The organism is Paenibacillus sp. Y930, assembly GCF_056786375.1.
On record NZ_JBXCIX010000006.1, the window covers coordinates 57,056 to 71,878 of the forward strand.

The following is a 14,823-nucleotide window of genomic DNA, read 5'->3' on the forward strand; positions in this document are numbered from 1 at the left end:
AATTTTGTAGAGGGATGATATATGTATGGAAACGAACACAGCATCCCCTTTTGTTAAGTCTATTATCAGACTGATCTCAGGTTCCTCAATAGCTCAACTTATTACAATACTTGGATCTCTAGTAATAACGAGAATATATACACCTGATCAATTGGGAATATATAGTTTATTACTAACTTTCATATCTATTTTTGGACCAGTCATATCAGCAAAATACGATGCTGCTATTGTATTAGCTTCAAATGAAGATGAAGCTATAGATTTAATATGGGGAAGTTTGATTGTAGCCATTGTACTTGGTGGTATATTTTCGGTTATTTATATTGTTTATTTACAATTTAACCCTCAAATATATGAAGAACTAAATGGCTGGTCTTATATTATTATATTAATGTTACTCACTCAAGCCATAATAAATATATTAGATAATTATAACAACAGACATCAACAATATAAAGTAATCTCCTCAGTTTATGTAAGAAGAACGTTTTTTCAAAATTTAGGATTTATCACATTAGGATTATTAAAACTTGAAACAATAGGTCTGGTAGTATCACAACAAATTGGTATGTTCTTCGGATTAAAAACTCAAAGTAAATTTATTTTATCTCAAAAAGATATTTATCGTGTTAGAAATTGGATAAGAATAAAGAATGTTCTTATTAAGTATAAAAATCAGTTATTTTATGCTTTTCCTGCGCATTTTATTAATTCTTTATCTTATTCTTTACTTAATTTTTTTATTACTGGTCTTTTTGGGTTAGCTGTTTTTGGATATTATTCAATGACATTTAGAATTTTAGCATTACCACTAAGCTTAGTCAGTATTAACGTATCAAAAGTATTTTTCAGAAATGCCTCACAATTATTTGAAAGTAAATTAAATTTCAATAAATTGATTACTCAAGTGACAATGTTATTAGCGTTAGTTTCAATACCCATGGTTATTGTTTTGCTTTTGTTTAGCCCGAAGTTGTTTGAATTTTTCTTTGGCCCAGGTTGGAGTGTTGCAGGGGAATTCGCGCAAATATTAGCACCAATGTACGGAATAAGATTAATAGTTTCTGCCATATCTCCAACATTAATGATTGTTGGTAAGCAAAAGTTGGAAGTTCTCATGCAATCTTTATTTATTATTTCATCGCTAGTGTCATACTTTATTTGTGCTATATTCGATCAAAGTATAGAAGCATTCTTAACATATGTTTCAATCTCATATTCATTAGTTTATATAGTATTTTACATAGTTATTTATAGACTTAGTAAAGATCAGGAGATGAATAATAACAATGCTTAATGTCATAGGGTTAGGATATATAGGATTACCAACTGCATTAATGTTTGCTAAAAGCGGAATAAAGGTAGTTGGAACTGATCTTAATATGAAGATCATCGACTCATTAAATAACAATCAACTCACTTTTGAAGAAGAAGGTTTGAGAGAGCTATTTGAACAGGCAAGAAACAATGGTATTGAATTTACAACTGAGTATCAGAAAACGGATACTTATATTGTTGCTGTTCCCACACCATATATACACTCTAGTAAGAAATTAGATCCTTCATATGTTATTAGCGCAGTAAACAAAATCTTAGATCATTGTGAATCAGGTGCAATAATAATTATTGAGTCTACCATTTCTCCAGGTTCTATTGATCGTCATATAAGAGACATTATTATCGATAGAGGCTTGGAGATCGGTAAGGATGTACATCTTTGTCATGCCCCTGAGAGAATAATTCCAGGAAACATGTTATATGAACTAGAGCATAATTCTAGAACAATTGGTACTGATAATTTAGAAACTGGAGAGAAAGTAAAAGAATTATATGAAAATTTTTGTGAAAGTGAAATAGTTATAACTGATATTCGTTCCGCAGAAATGTCCAAAATAGTTGAAAATACTTATCGTGATATTAATATTGCCTTTGCTAATGAGCTTGCCAAGATATGTCGAACAGATAATATGGATGTATATGAAATTATTCGGATAGCTAATAAGCATCCTAGAGTAAATATTTTGCAACCGGGTCCAGGTGTAGGAGGTCATTGTATATCTGTAGATCCATGGTTCTTAGTGGGAGATTACCCGGATCTTACAAATCTAATATTAACAGCAAGAAAAATAAATGATTCTATGCCTACACATGTATTAAGTAGAATACGAGATATCATGAAAGAGCATAATATTAGAGATATATCAAGAATTGGACTGTATGGCCTTGCATATAAAGAAAATGTTGACGATACAAGGGAGAGTCCCGCACTTCAACTTCTTGAAAGAATGGATGAACATTTAGCATTTGGAGTTAAAGTATATGACCCATTGGTTAATAATATGATTGTGGACAATCAGTATTTTGACTTCACTAAATTTATTGATGATATAGATATAATTGTTATTCTTACAGCACATGATCATATCAAGTTTAATTTAGAACTGTGTAGAAATAAGTTAATACTTGATACGAAGAATATTTGTAGTTTTGAAGGTGTGTACAAACTTTAAGGAGGCTCCACATGACAATTCGCAAAGCAATAATCCCAGCAGCAGGTCTAGGAACTCGCTTCCTACCTGCGACAAAAGCACAACCGAAAGAAATGCTCCCAATCGTGGACAAGCCTACCCTACAATATATTATTGAAGAAGCTGTTGCATCAGGCATTGATGAGATTCTTATTATTACAGGTCGCAATAAGAAGTCAATCGAGGATCATTTTGACAAATCAGTTGAACTAGAGCTTGAACTTGAGGCAAAGGGCAAGTTTGATCTGCTTGAAGAGGTACGTAAAATTTCCAACATGGTAAACATACATTATATCCGTCAGAAGGAACCTAAAGGGCTCGGACACGCGATCTATTGTGCCAAAAGCTTCATTGGCAACGAACCTTTCGCAGTCTTGCTAGGGGACGATATCGTCCACAGTGAGAAGCCATGTCTTAAGCAGCTTATAGATGTGTATGAATATTACAATAGCTCTGTGCTAGGCGTGCAGCAAGTGGAACAGAAGGATGTACATAAGTATGGGATCGTCGATGGACAGAAGATAGACAATTCCGTATCTCGTGTCAATCAATTGGTTGAGAAGCCGAAGACGGAGGATGCACCTTCTAATATTGCGATTTTAGGACGTTACATTATTACGCCTGAAATCTTCACTATTCTTGAACAAACGCCTCCAGGTGCGAATGGTGAGATCCAACTTACAGATGCGCTTAATCAATTATCTCGTAGCGAAGCGGTCTATGCATACGAATTTGAAGGACGTCGTTATGATGTTGGAGATAAGCAAGGGTTCTTGGAAGCGACGGTGGAATACGCTTTAAGAAGAGAAGAACTTAGCGAACCATTTATGGCATACTTAAAATCAATTGTGAACGTAGAAGGATAATTTATGCAACATAATAGAAAAACTCTCCGTCTAATATTATGGGGACTTGTTATTGCTCTGCTTATATCAATATTTCTACTATCCAATCAACCGGCTTCAAGTTCTGCTAAACTCAGTACGACTATTGCTGAGCATACGATTCATATTTATGAGAAGTTGACAGGAACGGATATTACGATAAAGCAGTGGGATCATAAGTTGCGTAAAGCTGCACATTTCTCGTTCTACTGTGTACTAGCCATCTTGGTGATGACTTTATGTCTAGTCAGTGGCTTAAGTAGGAAGAGGTCTATCTTAATTACTATGGTTGGTGGAGTTATTTATGCGAGCATAGATGAATTACATCAGCTCTTTGTCAATGGTAGAGGTGCGAGTGTACGGGATGTTGGTATTGACAGCTTAGGCGTAGTCCTTGGCATCACAATTATATGGTTAGTCAGTAGGAGATGGAAACGATGAAAAAATGGAAAAAGGTAGTAATATGGATAGCTTCAATTCTAGTAGTAGTTGCTATCGGTGGAGCTTTTGCAGCGAATTATGCGATTGATAAGATGCTAGGCTCGATGAGCGGTATAGGTGCTGAGATTATGGACAATACAGGAGCCGAAGGCGAGTCGGATAATGCACCGACACTAGATAGCCCTGATGTTTCGCAGAATGAAGATACTAATTCGAACGATGTTAACTCTAATAACTCAGATGATACTCCTGTAAGCAATGATTCCTCGCCATCTACTGGCAATAATGGTGAAGGTGGAGGCAGCACGGGAACGGTTGCTCCTGATCCCGATTCAAGTCAAAGTCAACCATCAGAGGGTGACAAAGATACAGGCGGTTACAGTGCTTCCGTCTCTACCGATAAGGCAAAGGAAATTGAAGAGAACGTAACGCTAGGCGAAAAGGCAAAAGTGGTTTCGATTCTAACGAAGCGATTATCTGCTTCTGATCTTGCAACGATCCAGTCGCTAGCGAGTGGTGGATTATCCGTTGAAGACAAAAAGGAAGCACGAACGTTAATGCTGGAAAAGCTATCAGAGGATGAGTACGATCAGCTTATTGCGATTGCAGCGAAGTATGGCGTGAGCCAAGGCAAATCCTATGCCGAGGTTTCTGAGGAATAGTACGAGCTTGACGCGTTAATACTTCGAACAAGTAGATTGAATAGATTTTGTCAGATGAAAAACCTTCAAGTATAGTAATTCATGTCGTAAGATATGAGCTACAATCTTGGAGGTTTTTTTGTTGATATGCCGATTTGACGTATACTAAAATGATTAATAGTCGAATATGTATACTAAAACGATGAAGATTGAGAGGTTATATATGAAGAAATACTATAAATGGATAAACTTAATTGGACTCATTGTGATGCTTATCATTAATTTTGCAGCCACGAGAGGCAAGATTGGAGGTAGGACAACGGCTGAAATATCCGCCCAATACCCAGTGTTAATTACTCCAGCAGGTTACACCTTTATAATATGGTCACTGATCTATGTATTTCTGATCGGATTTGTTATTTATTCATTCACTAGAAAAGGTAGGGAAGATAAAGTTAGTGAAATGGTTGGTCCTTACTTTTACCTTAGTTGTCTATTCAACAGTTTATGGATAATTTTATGGCAATTTGAGAAGATAACGAGTAGCGTATTTATAATGTTAGCGTTAATAATCACATTAATTGTAATATATATTGCGACACAAAAGTTTATCGTCGCGCAACAAAACAAAATAAATGTTTGGTTCGTGTCTGCGCCTTTTAGTTTATATCTTAGTTGGATATGTGTTGCGACAATAGTTAACATTGCAGTAGCACTATATGCAAATCAGTGGAAGGGATGGGGAGTAAGTGATATAGCTTGGACAATATTAATGCTTCTTGTAGCTACATTACTTGCATTAGCTATAGGTTTTAGAAATATTGATCCGATTGCTGTGCTAGTGTTTGTTTGGGCATTTATAGGTATTGGTGTAAATCAACAAGCAGTTCCTGCTGTTGCAATTACTGCCTTTGTATTAGGAGGTGTCTTATTCATTAATGCTATCTTTCTAGTTGCGAAGAGATGGAGAAAGAAATATATATCATAGACCAAAGAACATCCTACCAACGCTTTCAAGCCAAATTGCTACAGTTTTCTCGTGCAAACTGTTACATGGTGTAATAGATTTGTATAATGTAGCAGTTTTTAGCGTAAACTATTAATTGCATTAATCTTTCTTTCGACATTTAATATCAGTATAATAAGGAATAGATAATATTGTCAGGAAGTAGGTGTAAGCTATGGTATCAGAGGATTTCTCAAAATTATGGAATAAGCTTTCACGAGATTGGAAATTGACGCTGGAACAAGAACTATCACCCTTAACAGAAGGGCAATTAAATATTTTGGAATTACTGCTAGAGTGCTCACCGATGAAGCCATCTGATTTGCTCCAGCATTTATCAACGACGCCTGCAGCAATTACAACAATTCTTGATCGCATGGAGCGCAATGAGTTAATTATTAGAGTGCGAGATGAAAAGGATCGCCGCGTTGTTTGGATTGAAGTAACAGATAAGGGACAAGCTGAGACTGAAAGAGGATCGAAGATTAAGCGAGACATTATTGAACAGTCGCTCGATAACATTTCCGCTCATAATCAACAGCTGCTCGTTTACTTGCTTGGGAAAGTTGCTAGTACATCATAGATTACATACATAATATGGGATGCATATAGATACAGCAACAAAAAAAGATATCTTACGCAGTTCACTCACTATTCTACAATGAATATGGAGGGGCGTTAGGATATCTTTTTGTTATTGTTAGTTATTGCTTTGTCGCCTGCATCGATTCTAATCGCTTGTTCAGCATCGCTAGATTGCTCTCTAACGCGTCGTAATCCTTCGAACTGAGTAGCGAGTCATCTCGTGATTCTAATGTCTCAGCAACGGGTAGAATACGATAGCGATTATAGCTGTCTGGCTTGTAGCGATGTACCCATGTCGGAGTTGCTTCAACATTCGTTAATTCAATGGCTCCTGATTCATAATGCTTGCGTATATTAACTTTGTAGATTACGCCATAATCTTTGGATTCACCACGTTGATTGGAGATGAAATTACCCATGGAATATATGATTAGTCCTTGTCGTTCATTACCATCTTCATCGAACGTCGATAGCATTTCATAAGGCTGGAGCACATGTGGATGCGAACCGGCAATAATGTCAGCACCAGCAGCAATCAACTCACGCGCTAATGACTTCTGTTCCTCGCTCGGCTGTGTTTGATATTCATTGCCAAAGTGAAGCGCAATCGTTATGACTTCAGCGCCATCTGCACGCAATTGGTTCATATCTGCAATGATTTTATCTTTATCGATCAAATTAACAAGATAATCTTTGCCGGCTGGGATCGGAATGCCATTGGTACCGTATGTATACGATAATACTCCCATAGCAATATCGTTATGCTCAATGATGGTCGAAGCTTGGGACTCTTCCAGTGAAGCAGCAGTACCAGCCGTTGTAAAACCAATATTGTGGACATTTTCTAGTGTAAGCAACAAACCTTTTTCGCCTTTGTCTAGCGAATGATTGTTGGCAGTAGACAGTAGATTAAATCCTGCATTCCATAAAGCTTCAGCTAGCTCGGTCGGTGCATTGAAGGTAGGGTAACCAGTATACCCGAACTCGCTTCCTGCAATTGGCGTCTCTAGGTTCGCCATCACCCAATTACCGTCTTCAAGAATAGAGGCAATCGGCTCGAAAAACGGAGTGAAATCGTACGTATCTGTTTCTTTATTATAGGCGCCTGGTAGTTGTGGTGTATGACTCATAATATCGCCAACGCCGATCCAAACCGCATCAGTATATTCAGGGAGTGTAGGTGTAGGTTCAGGGGGAGGTGATGGTGTAGCAATAATGGTAGATTCATCCGTTGTTTCATTGCCAGATTGACTAATTGGTGTATTCAAATTATTAAGATCTTCGGACTGTTTCGCATTAATTATAACGAAAAAAGCTACGATAGCAATGAGTATAAATAGTATTAATATACCGTTTAGAAGCCAAAGCAATTTACGCTTAGGCAATGATGATCTCGAACTCATCTGTTCACCTTCTCTATTAATATTTGGTCAAAAAAAACCGTTCGACCGATTCAAGGACACGATCGAACGGCATTGAACTTCCTCTTTAGAGAAAATATTGGGCAGCTTGTGTTAATTGTTGCTGGCTAAACAGCGACCATGGCGCTTGCTGCTCTGGCGGTATCGATTGGAACGACATCGGTTCCTTCGTTGTTGGATGAGCGACAGTAATTGAAGTTGACCAAAGCGCGATTTGAGAATAGCGTTGTTGTACAACTTTTCCATACTTCTGATCTCCGACAAGAGGACAACCAATATGAGCCATTTGAGCTCTAATTTGATGAGGTCTACCCGTATATAATTTGATAGCTACTAGACTGTGACTATTCGCTTGATGTAGTACTTTATAGCTTAATTTGGCATCTTTACTATCTTGTGTTGGTGCATTGTAGACTGTTACTTGATTTATGCGAGTATCCTTGACGATATAATGCAATAGATCGGCTTCTAGCGTCGATGGGACGCCCTCTACGACACATATATAGGTTTTATCGAATGAACGACTACGCACTGCTTCAGACAAGCGAGAAGCCGCTTTGGAAGTCTTAGCGAACAACATTGCACCACCAACAGGGCGATCTAGTCGATGAACAAGACCTAAGTAGACATTACCAGGCTTTTCATAGCGGATCTTAATATCCTCTTTAAGTAATGTAAGCATATCTGCATCGCCTGTTTCGTCCTCTTGTGAGGGGATACCAGGCGGCTTCTGTACAACAATGATATGATTATCCTCGTAGATGATCGGGATCTGCATTAGTTGGACTCCCAACGACCCAAAATACCGCAAGGCAATGCTAGACCAGACTTTGTAATGGGCAGGCCGATTTCTCCACAGTTAATTTCTCCGCCGTATTTTTTCTGCATGCTCATCGTTAGTAAATGCTCTAGAACGGTAGGAGAAAGTCCAGTTGTGTAAGAATTAATAAGTAAAAATAATGGATTATCACTAAGAATACTTGTACATTCCTGCAGGAATGGGAATAAATTCTCTTCTAGCTTCCAGGTTTCACCTTTTGGTCCACGTCCATAAGACGGAGGGTCCATTATAATGGCATCGTATGTACGGCCACGACGTTGCTCACGCTGTACGAATTTGAAAACATCATCCGTAATGTAGCGTATTGGTGCATCTTCAAGTCCAGAAAGTTGAGCATTTTCTTTCGCCCATTGTACCATGCCTTTTGATGCGTCAACATGACATACTTCAGCACCTGCAGCAGCACATGCTACTGTAGCTCCACCTGAATAGGCAAATAAGTTTAACACGCGAATCGGGCGGTTAGCTTGGCGGATCTTGTCCATCATCCAGCTCCAGTTCGCTGCTTGTTCAGGGAATAGCCCCGTATGCTTGAAGCTAGTCGGCTTAATATGGAAACGAAGCTCTTTATAGCTAATGGTCCAACGCTCCGGTAATTTATCATTTTTCATCTGCCATTCTCCGCCGCCAGAATTGCTGCGATGGTAGTGAGCATCTGCTTTGCGCCATTGCTCATTCTCGTCTTGGATAGGCCAAATAATTTGAGGATCGGGGCGACGAAGTACGTAATTCCCCCAACGTTCTAGCTTATCACCTTCACCAGTGTCGATTACTTCAAAATCTGTCCATTGATCTGCTATATACATTCAATTAATTCCTTCCTAATCGTAAGTCTTGTCGAGATATGTTATCATCGCTTATTATAACGAAGGAAAGCAATCTTATCAATGTAGGGTTATATATTTAATATAGAAGGGCTTGAATGAAATGTTACAATTTGAATGCGAATGCGGTAATAAAACAGCTTTTTTTGCTACAGGTGATATGGATGAACGAAGAATAGAAAGTCTAGATATGGAAGATGATGATGCGGTAAGCTATATTATTAGCGAAGATCGGATCACTTTGAAATGTGGATTTTGCGGTAAACGGTATGTACTGAAAAACTATGAAAATCTATAATTTAAACTAGGACTGATCAGTCCTAGTTTTGAAAGGGTGAAGAGATATGGTCGCGAAAAATCGAGAGCAACTGATCCATGTTGCTGCCCGTTTATTTTTAAGTAAGGGCTACAAATATACAAGTATCGAAGATGTATGTATTCGAAGCGGCATATCGCGCTCCAATCTTTACTATCACTTTAAGAGTAAGGAAGAATTATTATTTGCCGTTGTAAGCTTTTGGGGCAATCGATATGAGTCGGCATTAGAAATTTCACTGGGACAAGAAGAGATTTCTGCTAAGCTGAGAATTGAAAGCTTTATTGAGCTACTGCTGCAAGAAATTGCTGCTAGAGGGAATAAAGGGACATGCCCATTTACCGCGATGTACCAGCAAAGTCCGGTTGATGCGAAGGACGTACATGATCGCATTCAACAGTTTTTCAATGTATTATATGAGCTCATTAAGAAGTTACTAGAGCAAGGCATTCAAGCAGGAGAATTTCGAGCAGGAATAAGTAGCGGTGAATGTGCTTACTTGTTCGTGTCTGCTTTGGAAGGATCACTTATACTAGCAGAAACATTGAATGATATAACAATTGTACGTACAACCTCTGATCGATTTTTCAAATTGCTCGTATAAAGTAAGTTGAAGCTGCAAACGATTAGTGTCTAATTTACGTTAGCAACTCACTTCACGAACGGCATAAGTTTACTTATTGAAAAATTAAGCAGTCCAGAGTATGATGTAATTACACTTGTATGTACAAGTAGGTGGTTTTAGTTTATACTACTCCTATCATTGTACGTACAACTTAAGGGGGATGGAATTTATGCTAACAACAAAAGCATATCAATTTTGGTTTATTACAGGTAGTCAGCACTTATATGGTCCTGAAACATTAGAGGAAGTAGCAGATCATTCTATAATTATTGCGAAAGCGCTTGATGAAGCTGCAACAATTCCGTTTCCAGTTGTGTTCAAACGATTAGTAACGACTCCAGAGGAAATTCGTCGTGTTTGTGTTGAAGCGAGCTCAGATGATTCTTGTGCTGGTGTTATTACTTGGATGCACACGTTCTCGCCTGCCAAAATGTGGATTCACGGCTTGAGTGAGCTTAGAAAACCATTGCTCCATTTACATACACAGTTCAATCGTGATATTCCTTGGGATAGCATTGATATGGACTTTATGAATACGAATCAATCTGCACATGGTGACCGTGAATTCGGACATATCTTCTCGCGTCTTGGCATGGAGCGTAAAGTAATTACAGGCTACTGGGATCATGAAGAAACTCGCTCAAGAATTGCCGAGTGGATGGGTTCAGCTATCGCTTACTCAGAAAGCAAAAACTTGAAGGTAGCACGCTTTGGCGATAATATGCGTGAAGTATCGGTAACGGAAGGCGATAAAGTAGAAGCTCAATTGAAGCTAGGCTGGTCTATTAATGGATATGGCATTGGCGATCTTGTTGCTCGTATGAACGATGTATCTGACCAACAAGTGAAAGCACTATTAGATGAATATAGCACGACCTATACGATTAGCGATGCAACACGTAGTGATAGCGCTAAATGGGATTCGATTGCTGAACAAGCGAAAATTGAAATCGGCCTGAAAAACTTCTTAGTAGAAGGCGGATTCGGTGCATTTACAACGACATTTGAAGATCTTCATGGCATGAAACAACTTCCTGGGCTAGCGGTTCAACGCTTAATGGAACAAGGATATGGCTTTGGTGGTGAAGGCGACTGGAAAACATCTGCGCTAACTCGTCTTATGAAGTTAATTGCTAATAATAAAGGTACTAGCTTCATGGAGGACTACACATATAACCTTGATCCAGCTAATGAAATGATTCTAGGATCTCATATGCTAGAGATTTGTCCGACAATTGCTGAGCAACGTCCATCGATCGAAGTTCACCCACTAGGTATTGGTGGTAAAGCTGATCCAGCTCGCCTTGTATTCAACGGACAAAGTGGCAAAGCAATCGTTGCTTCTATCGTTGACTTAGGCAATCGTTTCCGTCTAATCGTTAACCAAATCGAAGCTGTAACACCAACAGAAGCTATGCCTAATCTTCCTGTAGCACGTGTACTGTGGAAGCCAGAACCGTCATTGAGAGATTCAACAGAAGCTTGGATCTACGCTGGTGGCGCTCATCACACTGTATTCTCTTACGTAGTTACAACACAACAGCTAGTTGATTGGGCTGCTATGGTAGGTATTGAGTGCGTTGTGATCGATAAACAAACAACAATCCGCAATTTCTTGAACGAATTGCGTTGGAATGATCTAAGCTATCGCGTAAGATAATATAAACAAAAAAGAGATGTTCTATGATCACTACAGCGTAGTGAGTAGAACATCTCTTTTTGCTATTCTTCTTTACCCCAAACCTTATCCAAGGTAACGTCACGACCAGAGTAGACACGAGATTCCGCGTAATATTTCGGATCTTTACGATGGAAGTCTTGATGATATTCTTCAGCAGCATAGAATTCAACCGCTTCTTTAATTTCCGTTGCAATTGGCTTATCGAAGCGACCGCTAGTACCTAGATCAGCTTTAGTTTTTTCAGCTGCTAGGCGTTGTTCTTCGTTATGATAGAAGATCGCAGTTTTGTATTGACTCTTTTGATCATTACCTTGTCCATTTGGATCAGTGGGATCAATTTGTGGCCAATATAGCTCAAGCAATCTCTCATATGGGAAGATAGAAGAGTCAAACGTAATTTGCACAACTTCATGATGACCAGTTTCCCCAGTTAATACTTGCTCATAAGTAGGGTTGACGACATCTCCGCCCATATAGCCAGAGATAATACCATGAATACCTGGCTGTTCTTCAAATGGTGTAACCATACACCAGAAGCATCCACCAGCGAACGTTGCTTTTTGCATCATTGATGTTTCCTCATTTCATAGCTGTTATCTCACAGAAGGAGTATCTCATATTATAAAGGTGTTAAAGCCTCACGTCCACTTGAAATGAATGAAACTGTTTTGAAATACCTAAAGCAATGAAACAAAACCCAGCAACATGTACGGTATGAGTACATAAGCGGCCAAACGCCCGAAGCTTCCAATGAAGGTTCAAAAAGCGGGCTTTCAGAACCGAGCAGTTGAAACGCTACTTGAGAAAGGCGGAAGCGCAAGTGTACATGTTTGGTACACGCGAACCGTACTTTCCAAGTTCGTTTCAAATGCGATGTCGAGTATGCTACGTTAGCATACTCATCGTTATCAAAGTCCAGTTTTTGAATTTCCCCTAAAGAGACTTATATTTTAATATAGCTTCCCATAGAGTAGCATCCTCATTGCCCAAACGCCATGCAGCGATACCTGCAAGATCATATTTCTTAGCTAATTTAATCCGTTCAATGACGGTTTGCTGTGTTTCGGCCCAGAAAACATGCGTGTAGCCATTTAATTGGTAGGTGTATTTATATTGTCCTGACTTGGCGTCGAAACTGCTTGTAGCACCGTTTTCTTTGATGACCTTTGCTATGTTTTTCATAGTTATAGATCGGTTGTCTACAAGATTACCTTTTGCATCGATACGCCATTCACGCACATAGAAAGGTATACCGAGTATCAGCTTATTACGCGGTATACCATAGTCAAGATATTGCATGATCCCTTCTTCAACCCAGTTCATGCTTGCAACAGAACCGGCTTCATCAGAGCCCGTCCAATGCTCGTCATATGCCATGATCATAACATAATCTACAACTTTACCAATTGCAGCTTGATCATATGCGGTATTGTGATTCCATCGTACATCGCCACGCATCAAGTCAACAGATACTGTTAGTTTTTGCTTGTGGGCAGCTTCTGTTAATTTAATGACAAAAGCAGTGAAAGCGTCACGATCTTTTGCGGAAATATTTTCAAAGTCGAGGTTTAATCCTTTAACGTTAATCGCTTTAAGACTTTTGATAAGTGCAGTGATGAACACATTTTGAGCAGACACATCTTTCAGAAATGCTGTAGTCATCGCTTTATCAAATTGATTATGTACGAGTGGAATAATGTCTATACCTTGCTCGGACATCGATTTTACTAATTGTGCATTCGCATTTTCGTTCAGCTTGCCAGTAGCATCATCTAAGTAATACCATGTTGGAGAATCAATATCGAGCCCTTGGGTATTTGCTACATGCTGGTTAATCGTTGAAACTGAGCTTGATCCGTTCCAGCCCATGAATAAGAAGTTTTTGACTGTAGTAAATAGCTTTCTACCATCCTGATTGATGAGGGTACTGTTACTTAATGATTTCGAATAGGTTAAAGCAGATTGCAAAGAAAAGAACGACTTTACAGCACGCTCATTTTGATGCACAGTATAATACGCGATATTCGTCCATAGGACAGACTCACTTTGCTTCACTTCGGCTGCATAGAGCTTTTTCGCTGCTGCTACTGCAGAATCAAGAGATACGAAGGAGGATGATAGTTTTCCTTGTGTATAGACTTGATAGGAAGCGGTATTACTGTGGACTACTTTTTGAGTAGCGCTGTTATATACTTGACTATTGCTCACTTTATTACTTGCCATAATCGCTTCTTTTAGAAAAGAATACGTTTTACTTTGAGCGACCTGCTCACCATTTACAGTGATCATATAAACTGCAGTAGATGATTTCATTGTTTTACGATTCGCTTCGCTAATATTATCCCAAATCCACTGATTATTATTGAGATCCATAATATGCGAATTTGTCCATTTCGCAGCTTCTTTTTTGGCTTCGTTGAGATTGTAGAAGCTCCAGGTGTTATAAGTGTTATCACCTTGATAAAGCTGGTAGTTCGCATAGTTTTCATACGCCCAACCAACATTTTCAAGATCACGAACGTAGGAGTTTATTTGTGTTGCAGCATATTTTTTTGCAGCTGACAAAGAACTGTATTCTAGCTTTGTAGTAGATTGCCCGTCTATGTATACTTTGTATTTGGGTAAATTATTCCATACCCACTCACGGTTACTAATCTTTTCTACATGACTATAACTATAGTATTTCGCGTAGGCAATAGCTTTCTGCGCAGTAGGAAACTCTTTCAATAGCTTTTCATTTTGATAAACTCGATAAAGTGTCGTATTACTTGCGGCATCGACCGAAGTAGGTAATGCCAAAAGTGGGGAAATAAAAAGAATAAATGCTAAAAACGTTAAAATCTTCTTCTTCACGAACTAATCACTCTCCTAAAACTTTTCGTAATAATGGGCATGATAATGCTTCTTTGTAACGAAAAGTTACGTCGAAAGCATACGCTCAAACTTTTCCTATTACTTAGTATAACGTGAAAGTCTAGCAAATGTTACTTGGTAGATTATGAGAATCGAAGAAAATAGTAATAATATGTA

General features: G+C 38.6%; 15 protein-coding genes. 10 read left to right on the forward strand and 5 right to left on the reverse strand.

Annotated elements, in window-relative coordinates; translation table 11 throughout:
• The first annotated feature begins 25 nt into the window (after window positions 1-25).
• The 7 genes from AC1TO5_RS17020 to AC1TO5_RS17050 all read left to right on the forward strand — a co-directional run bounded on the left by AC1TO5_RS17020 (window position 26) and on the right by AC1TO5_RS17050 (window position 6,083).
• The gene (locus AC1TO5_RS17020; protein ID WP_482064036.1) at window positions 26-1,297 is read left to right on the forward strand and encodes a lipopolysaccharide biosynthesis protein; all 1,272 of its coding nucleotides are present in this window, start codon (window positions 26-28) and stop codon (window positions 1,295-1,297) included.
• The gene (locus AC1TO5_RS17025; RefSeq protein WP_482064037.1) at window positions 1,290-2,510 is read left to right on the forward strand and encodes a nucleotide sugar dehydrogenase; all 1,221 of its coding nucleotides are present in this window, start codon (window positions 1,290-1,292) and stop codon (window positions 2,508-2,510) included. The genes AC1TO5_RS17020 and AC1TO5_RS17025 overlap by 8 nt, the downstream gene beginning before the upstream one ends.
• Window positions 2,511-2,521: 11 nt before the next feature.
• Entirely contained in the window at window positions 2,522-3,394 is an 873-nt protein-coding gene (galU, locus tag AC1TO5_RS17030) for a UTP--glucose-1-phosphate uridylyltransferase GalU (protein WP_482064038.1), read from the forward strand.
• Between the two features lie 3 nt (window positions 3,395-3,397).
• Entirely contained in the window at window positions 3,398-3,853 is a 456-nt protein-coding gene (locus AC1TO5_RS17035; protein ID WP_482064039.1) for a VanZ family protein, read from the forward strand.
• Window positions 3,850-4,515, forward strand: a complete 666-nt coding sequence (locus AC1TO5_RS17040; RefSeq protein ID WP_482064040.1) for a hypothetical protein — start codon at window positions 3,850-3,852, stop codon at window positions 4,513-4,515. Before AC1TO5_RS17035 ends, AC1TO5_RS17040 begins: the two co-directional genes overlap by 4 nt.
• A 202-nt stretch (window positions 4,516-4,717) precedes the next feature.
• The gene (locus tag AC1TO5_RS17045; protein WP_482064041.1) at window positions 4,718-5,482 is read left to right on the forward strand and encodes a tryptophan-rich sensory protein; all 765 of its coding nucleotides are present in this window, start codon (window positions 4,718-4,720) and stop codon (window positions 5,480-5,482) included.
• A gap of 193 nt (window positions 5,483-5,675) precedes the next feature.
• On the forward strand, window positions 5,676-6,083 hold the full coding sequence (locus AC1TO5_RS17050) for a MarR family winged helix-turn-helix transcriptional regulator (protein ID WP_482064042.1): 408 nt from the start codon (window positions 5,676-5,678) through the stop codon (window positions 6,081-6,083).
• Between the two features lie 121 nt (window positions 6,084-6,204).
• Here the strand turns inward: AC1TO5_RS17050 and AC1TO5_RS17055 are convergent, their stop codons facing one another.
• The 3 genes from AC1TO5_RS17055 to AC1TO5_RS17065 all read right to left on the reverse strand — a co-directional run bounded on the left by AC1TO5_RS17055 (window position 6,205) and on the right by AC1TO5_RS17065 (window position 9,153).
• A complete protein-coding gene (locus AC1TO5_RS17055) occupies window positions 6,205-7,488 on the reverse strand; it encodes a CapA family protein (protein WP_482064043.1) in 1,284 nt (427 codons plus the stop codon).
• Between the two features lie 85 nt (window positions 7,489-7,573).
• Window positions 7,574-8,284, reverse strand: a complete 711-nt coding sequence (locus AC1TO5_RS17060) for an RluA family pseudouridine synthase (protein ID WP_482064044.1) — start codon at window positions 8,282-8,284, stop codon at window positions 7,574-7,576.
• Window positions 8,284-9,153: a class I SAM-dependent methyltransferase gene (locus AC1TO5_RS17065; RefSeq protein ID WP_482064045.1), complete on the reverse strand. Its 870-nt coding sequence runs from the start codon at window positions 9,151-9,153 to the stop codon at window positions 8,284-8,286. The genes AC1TO5_RS17060 and AC1TO5_RS17065 overlap by 1 nt, the downstream gene beginning before the upstream one ends.
• A gap of 121 nt (window positions 9,154-9,274) precedes the next feature.
• Between AC1TO5_RS17065 and AC1TO5_RS17070 the strand changes: the two genes are divergently transcribed.
• The 3 genes from AC1TO5_RS17070 (at window position 9,275) to araA (ending at window position 11,772) form a co-directional block, all read left to right on the forward strand.
• The gene (locus AC1TO5_RS17070; protein ID WP_482064046.1) at window positions 9,275-9,469 is read left to right on the forward strand and encodes a hypothetical protein; all 195 of its coding nucleotides are present in this window, start codon (window positions 9,275-9,277) and stop codon (window positions 9,467-9,469) included.
• A 46-nt stretch (window positions 9,470-9,515) separates the two neighbouring features.
• The gene (locus AC1TO5_RS17075) at window positions 9,516-10,091 is read left to right on the forward strand and encodes a TetR/AcrR family transcriptional regulator (protein WP_482064047.1); all 576 of its coding nucleotides are present in this window, start codon (window positions 9,516-9,518) and stop codon (window positions 10,089-10,091) included.
• A 190-nt stretch (window positions 10,092-10,281) separates the two neighbouring features.
• Window positions 10,282-11,772, forward strand: coding sequence for an L-arabinose isomerase (gene araA / locus AC1TO5_RS17080; protein WP_482064048.1), 1,491 nt, complete (start codon window positions 10,282-10,284; stop codon window positions 11,770-11,772).
• A gap of 62 nt (window positions 11,773-11,834) precedes the next feature.
• On the opposite strand, the gene msrA is transcribed toward araA, so the two are convergent.
• Both msrA and AC1TO5_RS17090 read right to left on the reverse strand, forming a co-directional pair.
• Entirely contained in the window at window positions 11,835-12,359 is a 525-nt protein-coding gene (gene msrA, locus AC1TO5_RS17085) for a peptide-methionine (S)-S-oxide reductase MsrA (RefSeq protein ID WP_482064199.1), read from the reverse strand.
• 367 nt (window positions 12,360-12,726) lie between these two features.
• On the reverse strand, window positions 12,727-14,646 hold the full coding sequence (locus AC1TO5_RS17090; RefSeq protein ID WP_482064049.1) for a glycosyl hydrolase family 18 protein: 1,920 nt from the start codon (window positions 14,644-14,646) through the stop codon (window positions 12,727-12,729).
• Window positions 14,647-14,823: the final 177 nt, after the last annotated feature.

Bases quoted from the DNA above. Each gene is read 5' to 3' on its own strand.
- galU (WP_482064038.1), top strand. From the start codon at position 2,522: ATGACAATTCGCAAAGCAATAATCCCAGCAGCAGGTCTAGGAACTCGC.
- AC1TO5_RS17060 (WP_482064044.1), bottom strand. From the start codon at position 8,284: ATGCAGATCCCGATCATCTACGAGGATAATCATATCATTGTTGTACAG.
- AC1TO5_RS17025 (WP_482064037.1), top strand. From the start codon at position 1,290: ATGCTTAATGTCATAGGGTTAGGATATATAGGATTACCAACTGCATTA.
- AC1TO5_RS17035 (WP_482064039.1), top strand. From the start codon at position 3,398: ATGCAACATAATAGAAAAACTCTCCGTCTAATATTATGGGGACTTGTT.
- araA (WP_482064048.1), top strand. From the start codon at position 10,282: ATGCTAACAACAAAAGCATATCAATTTTGGTTTATTACAGGTAGTCAG.
- AC1TO5_RS17065 (WP_482064045.1), bottom strand. From the start codon at position 9,153: ATGTATATAGCAGATCAATGGACAGATTTTGAAGTAATCGACACTGGT.
- AC1TO5_RS17070 (WP_482064046.1), top strand. From the start codon at position 9,275: ATGTTACAATTTGAATGCGAATGCGGTAATAAAACAGCTTTTTTTGCT.
- AC1TO5_RS17075 (WP_482064047.1), top strand. From the start codon at position 9,516: ATGGTCGCGAAAAATCGAGAGCAACTGATCCATGTTGCTGCCCGTTTA.
- AC1TO5_RS17050 (WP_482064042.1), top strand. From the start codon at position 5,676: ATGGTATCAGAGGATTTCTCAAAATTATGGAATAAGCTTTCACGAGAT.
- AC1TO5_RS17040 (WP_482064040.1), top strand. From the start codon at position 3,850: ATGAAAAAATGGAAAAAGGTAGTAATATGGATAGCTTCAATTCTAGTA.
- msrA (WP_482064199.1), bottom strand. From the start codon at position 12,359: ATGCAAAAAGCAACGTTCGCTGGTGGATGCTTCTGGTGTATGGTTACA.
- AC1TO5_RS17020 (WP_482064036.1), top strand. From the start codon at position 26: ATGGAAACGAACACAGCATCCCCTTTTGTTAAGTCTATTATCAGACTG.
- AC1TO5_RS17055 (WP_482064043.1), bottom strand. From the start codon at position 7,488: ATGAGTTCGAGATCATCATTGCCTAAGCGTAAATTGCTTTGGCTTCTA.
- AC1TO5_RS17045 (WP_482064041.1), top strand. From the start codon at position 4,718: ATGAAGAAATACTATAAATGGATAAACTTAATTGGACTCATTGTGATG.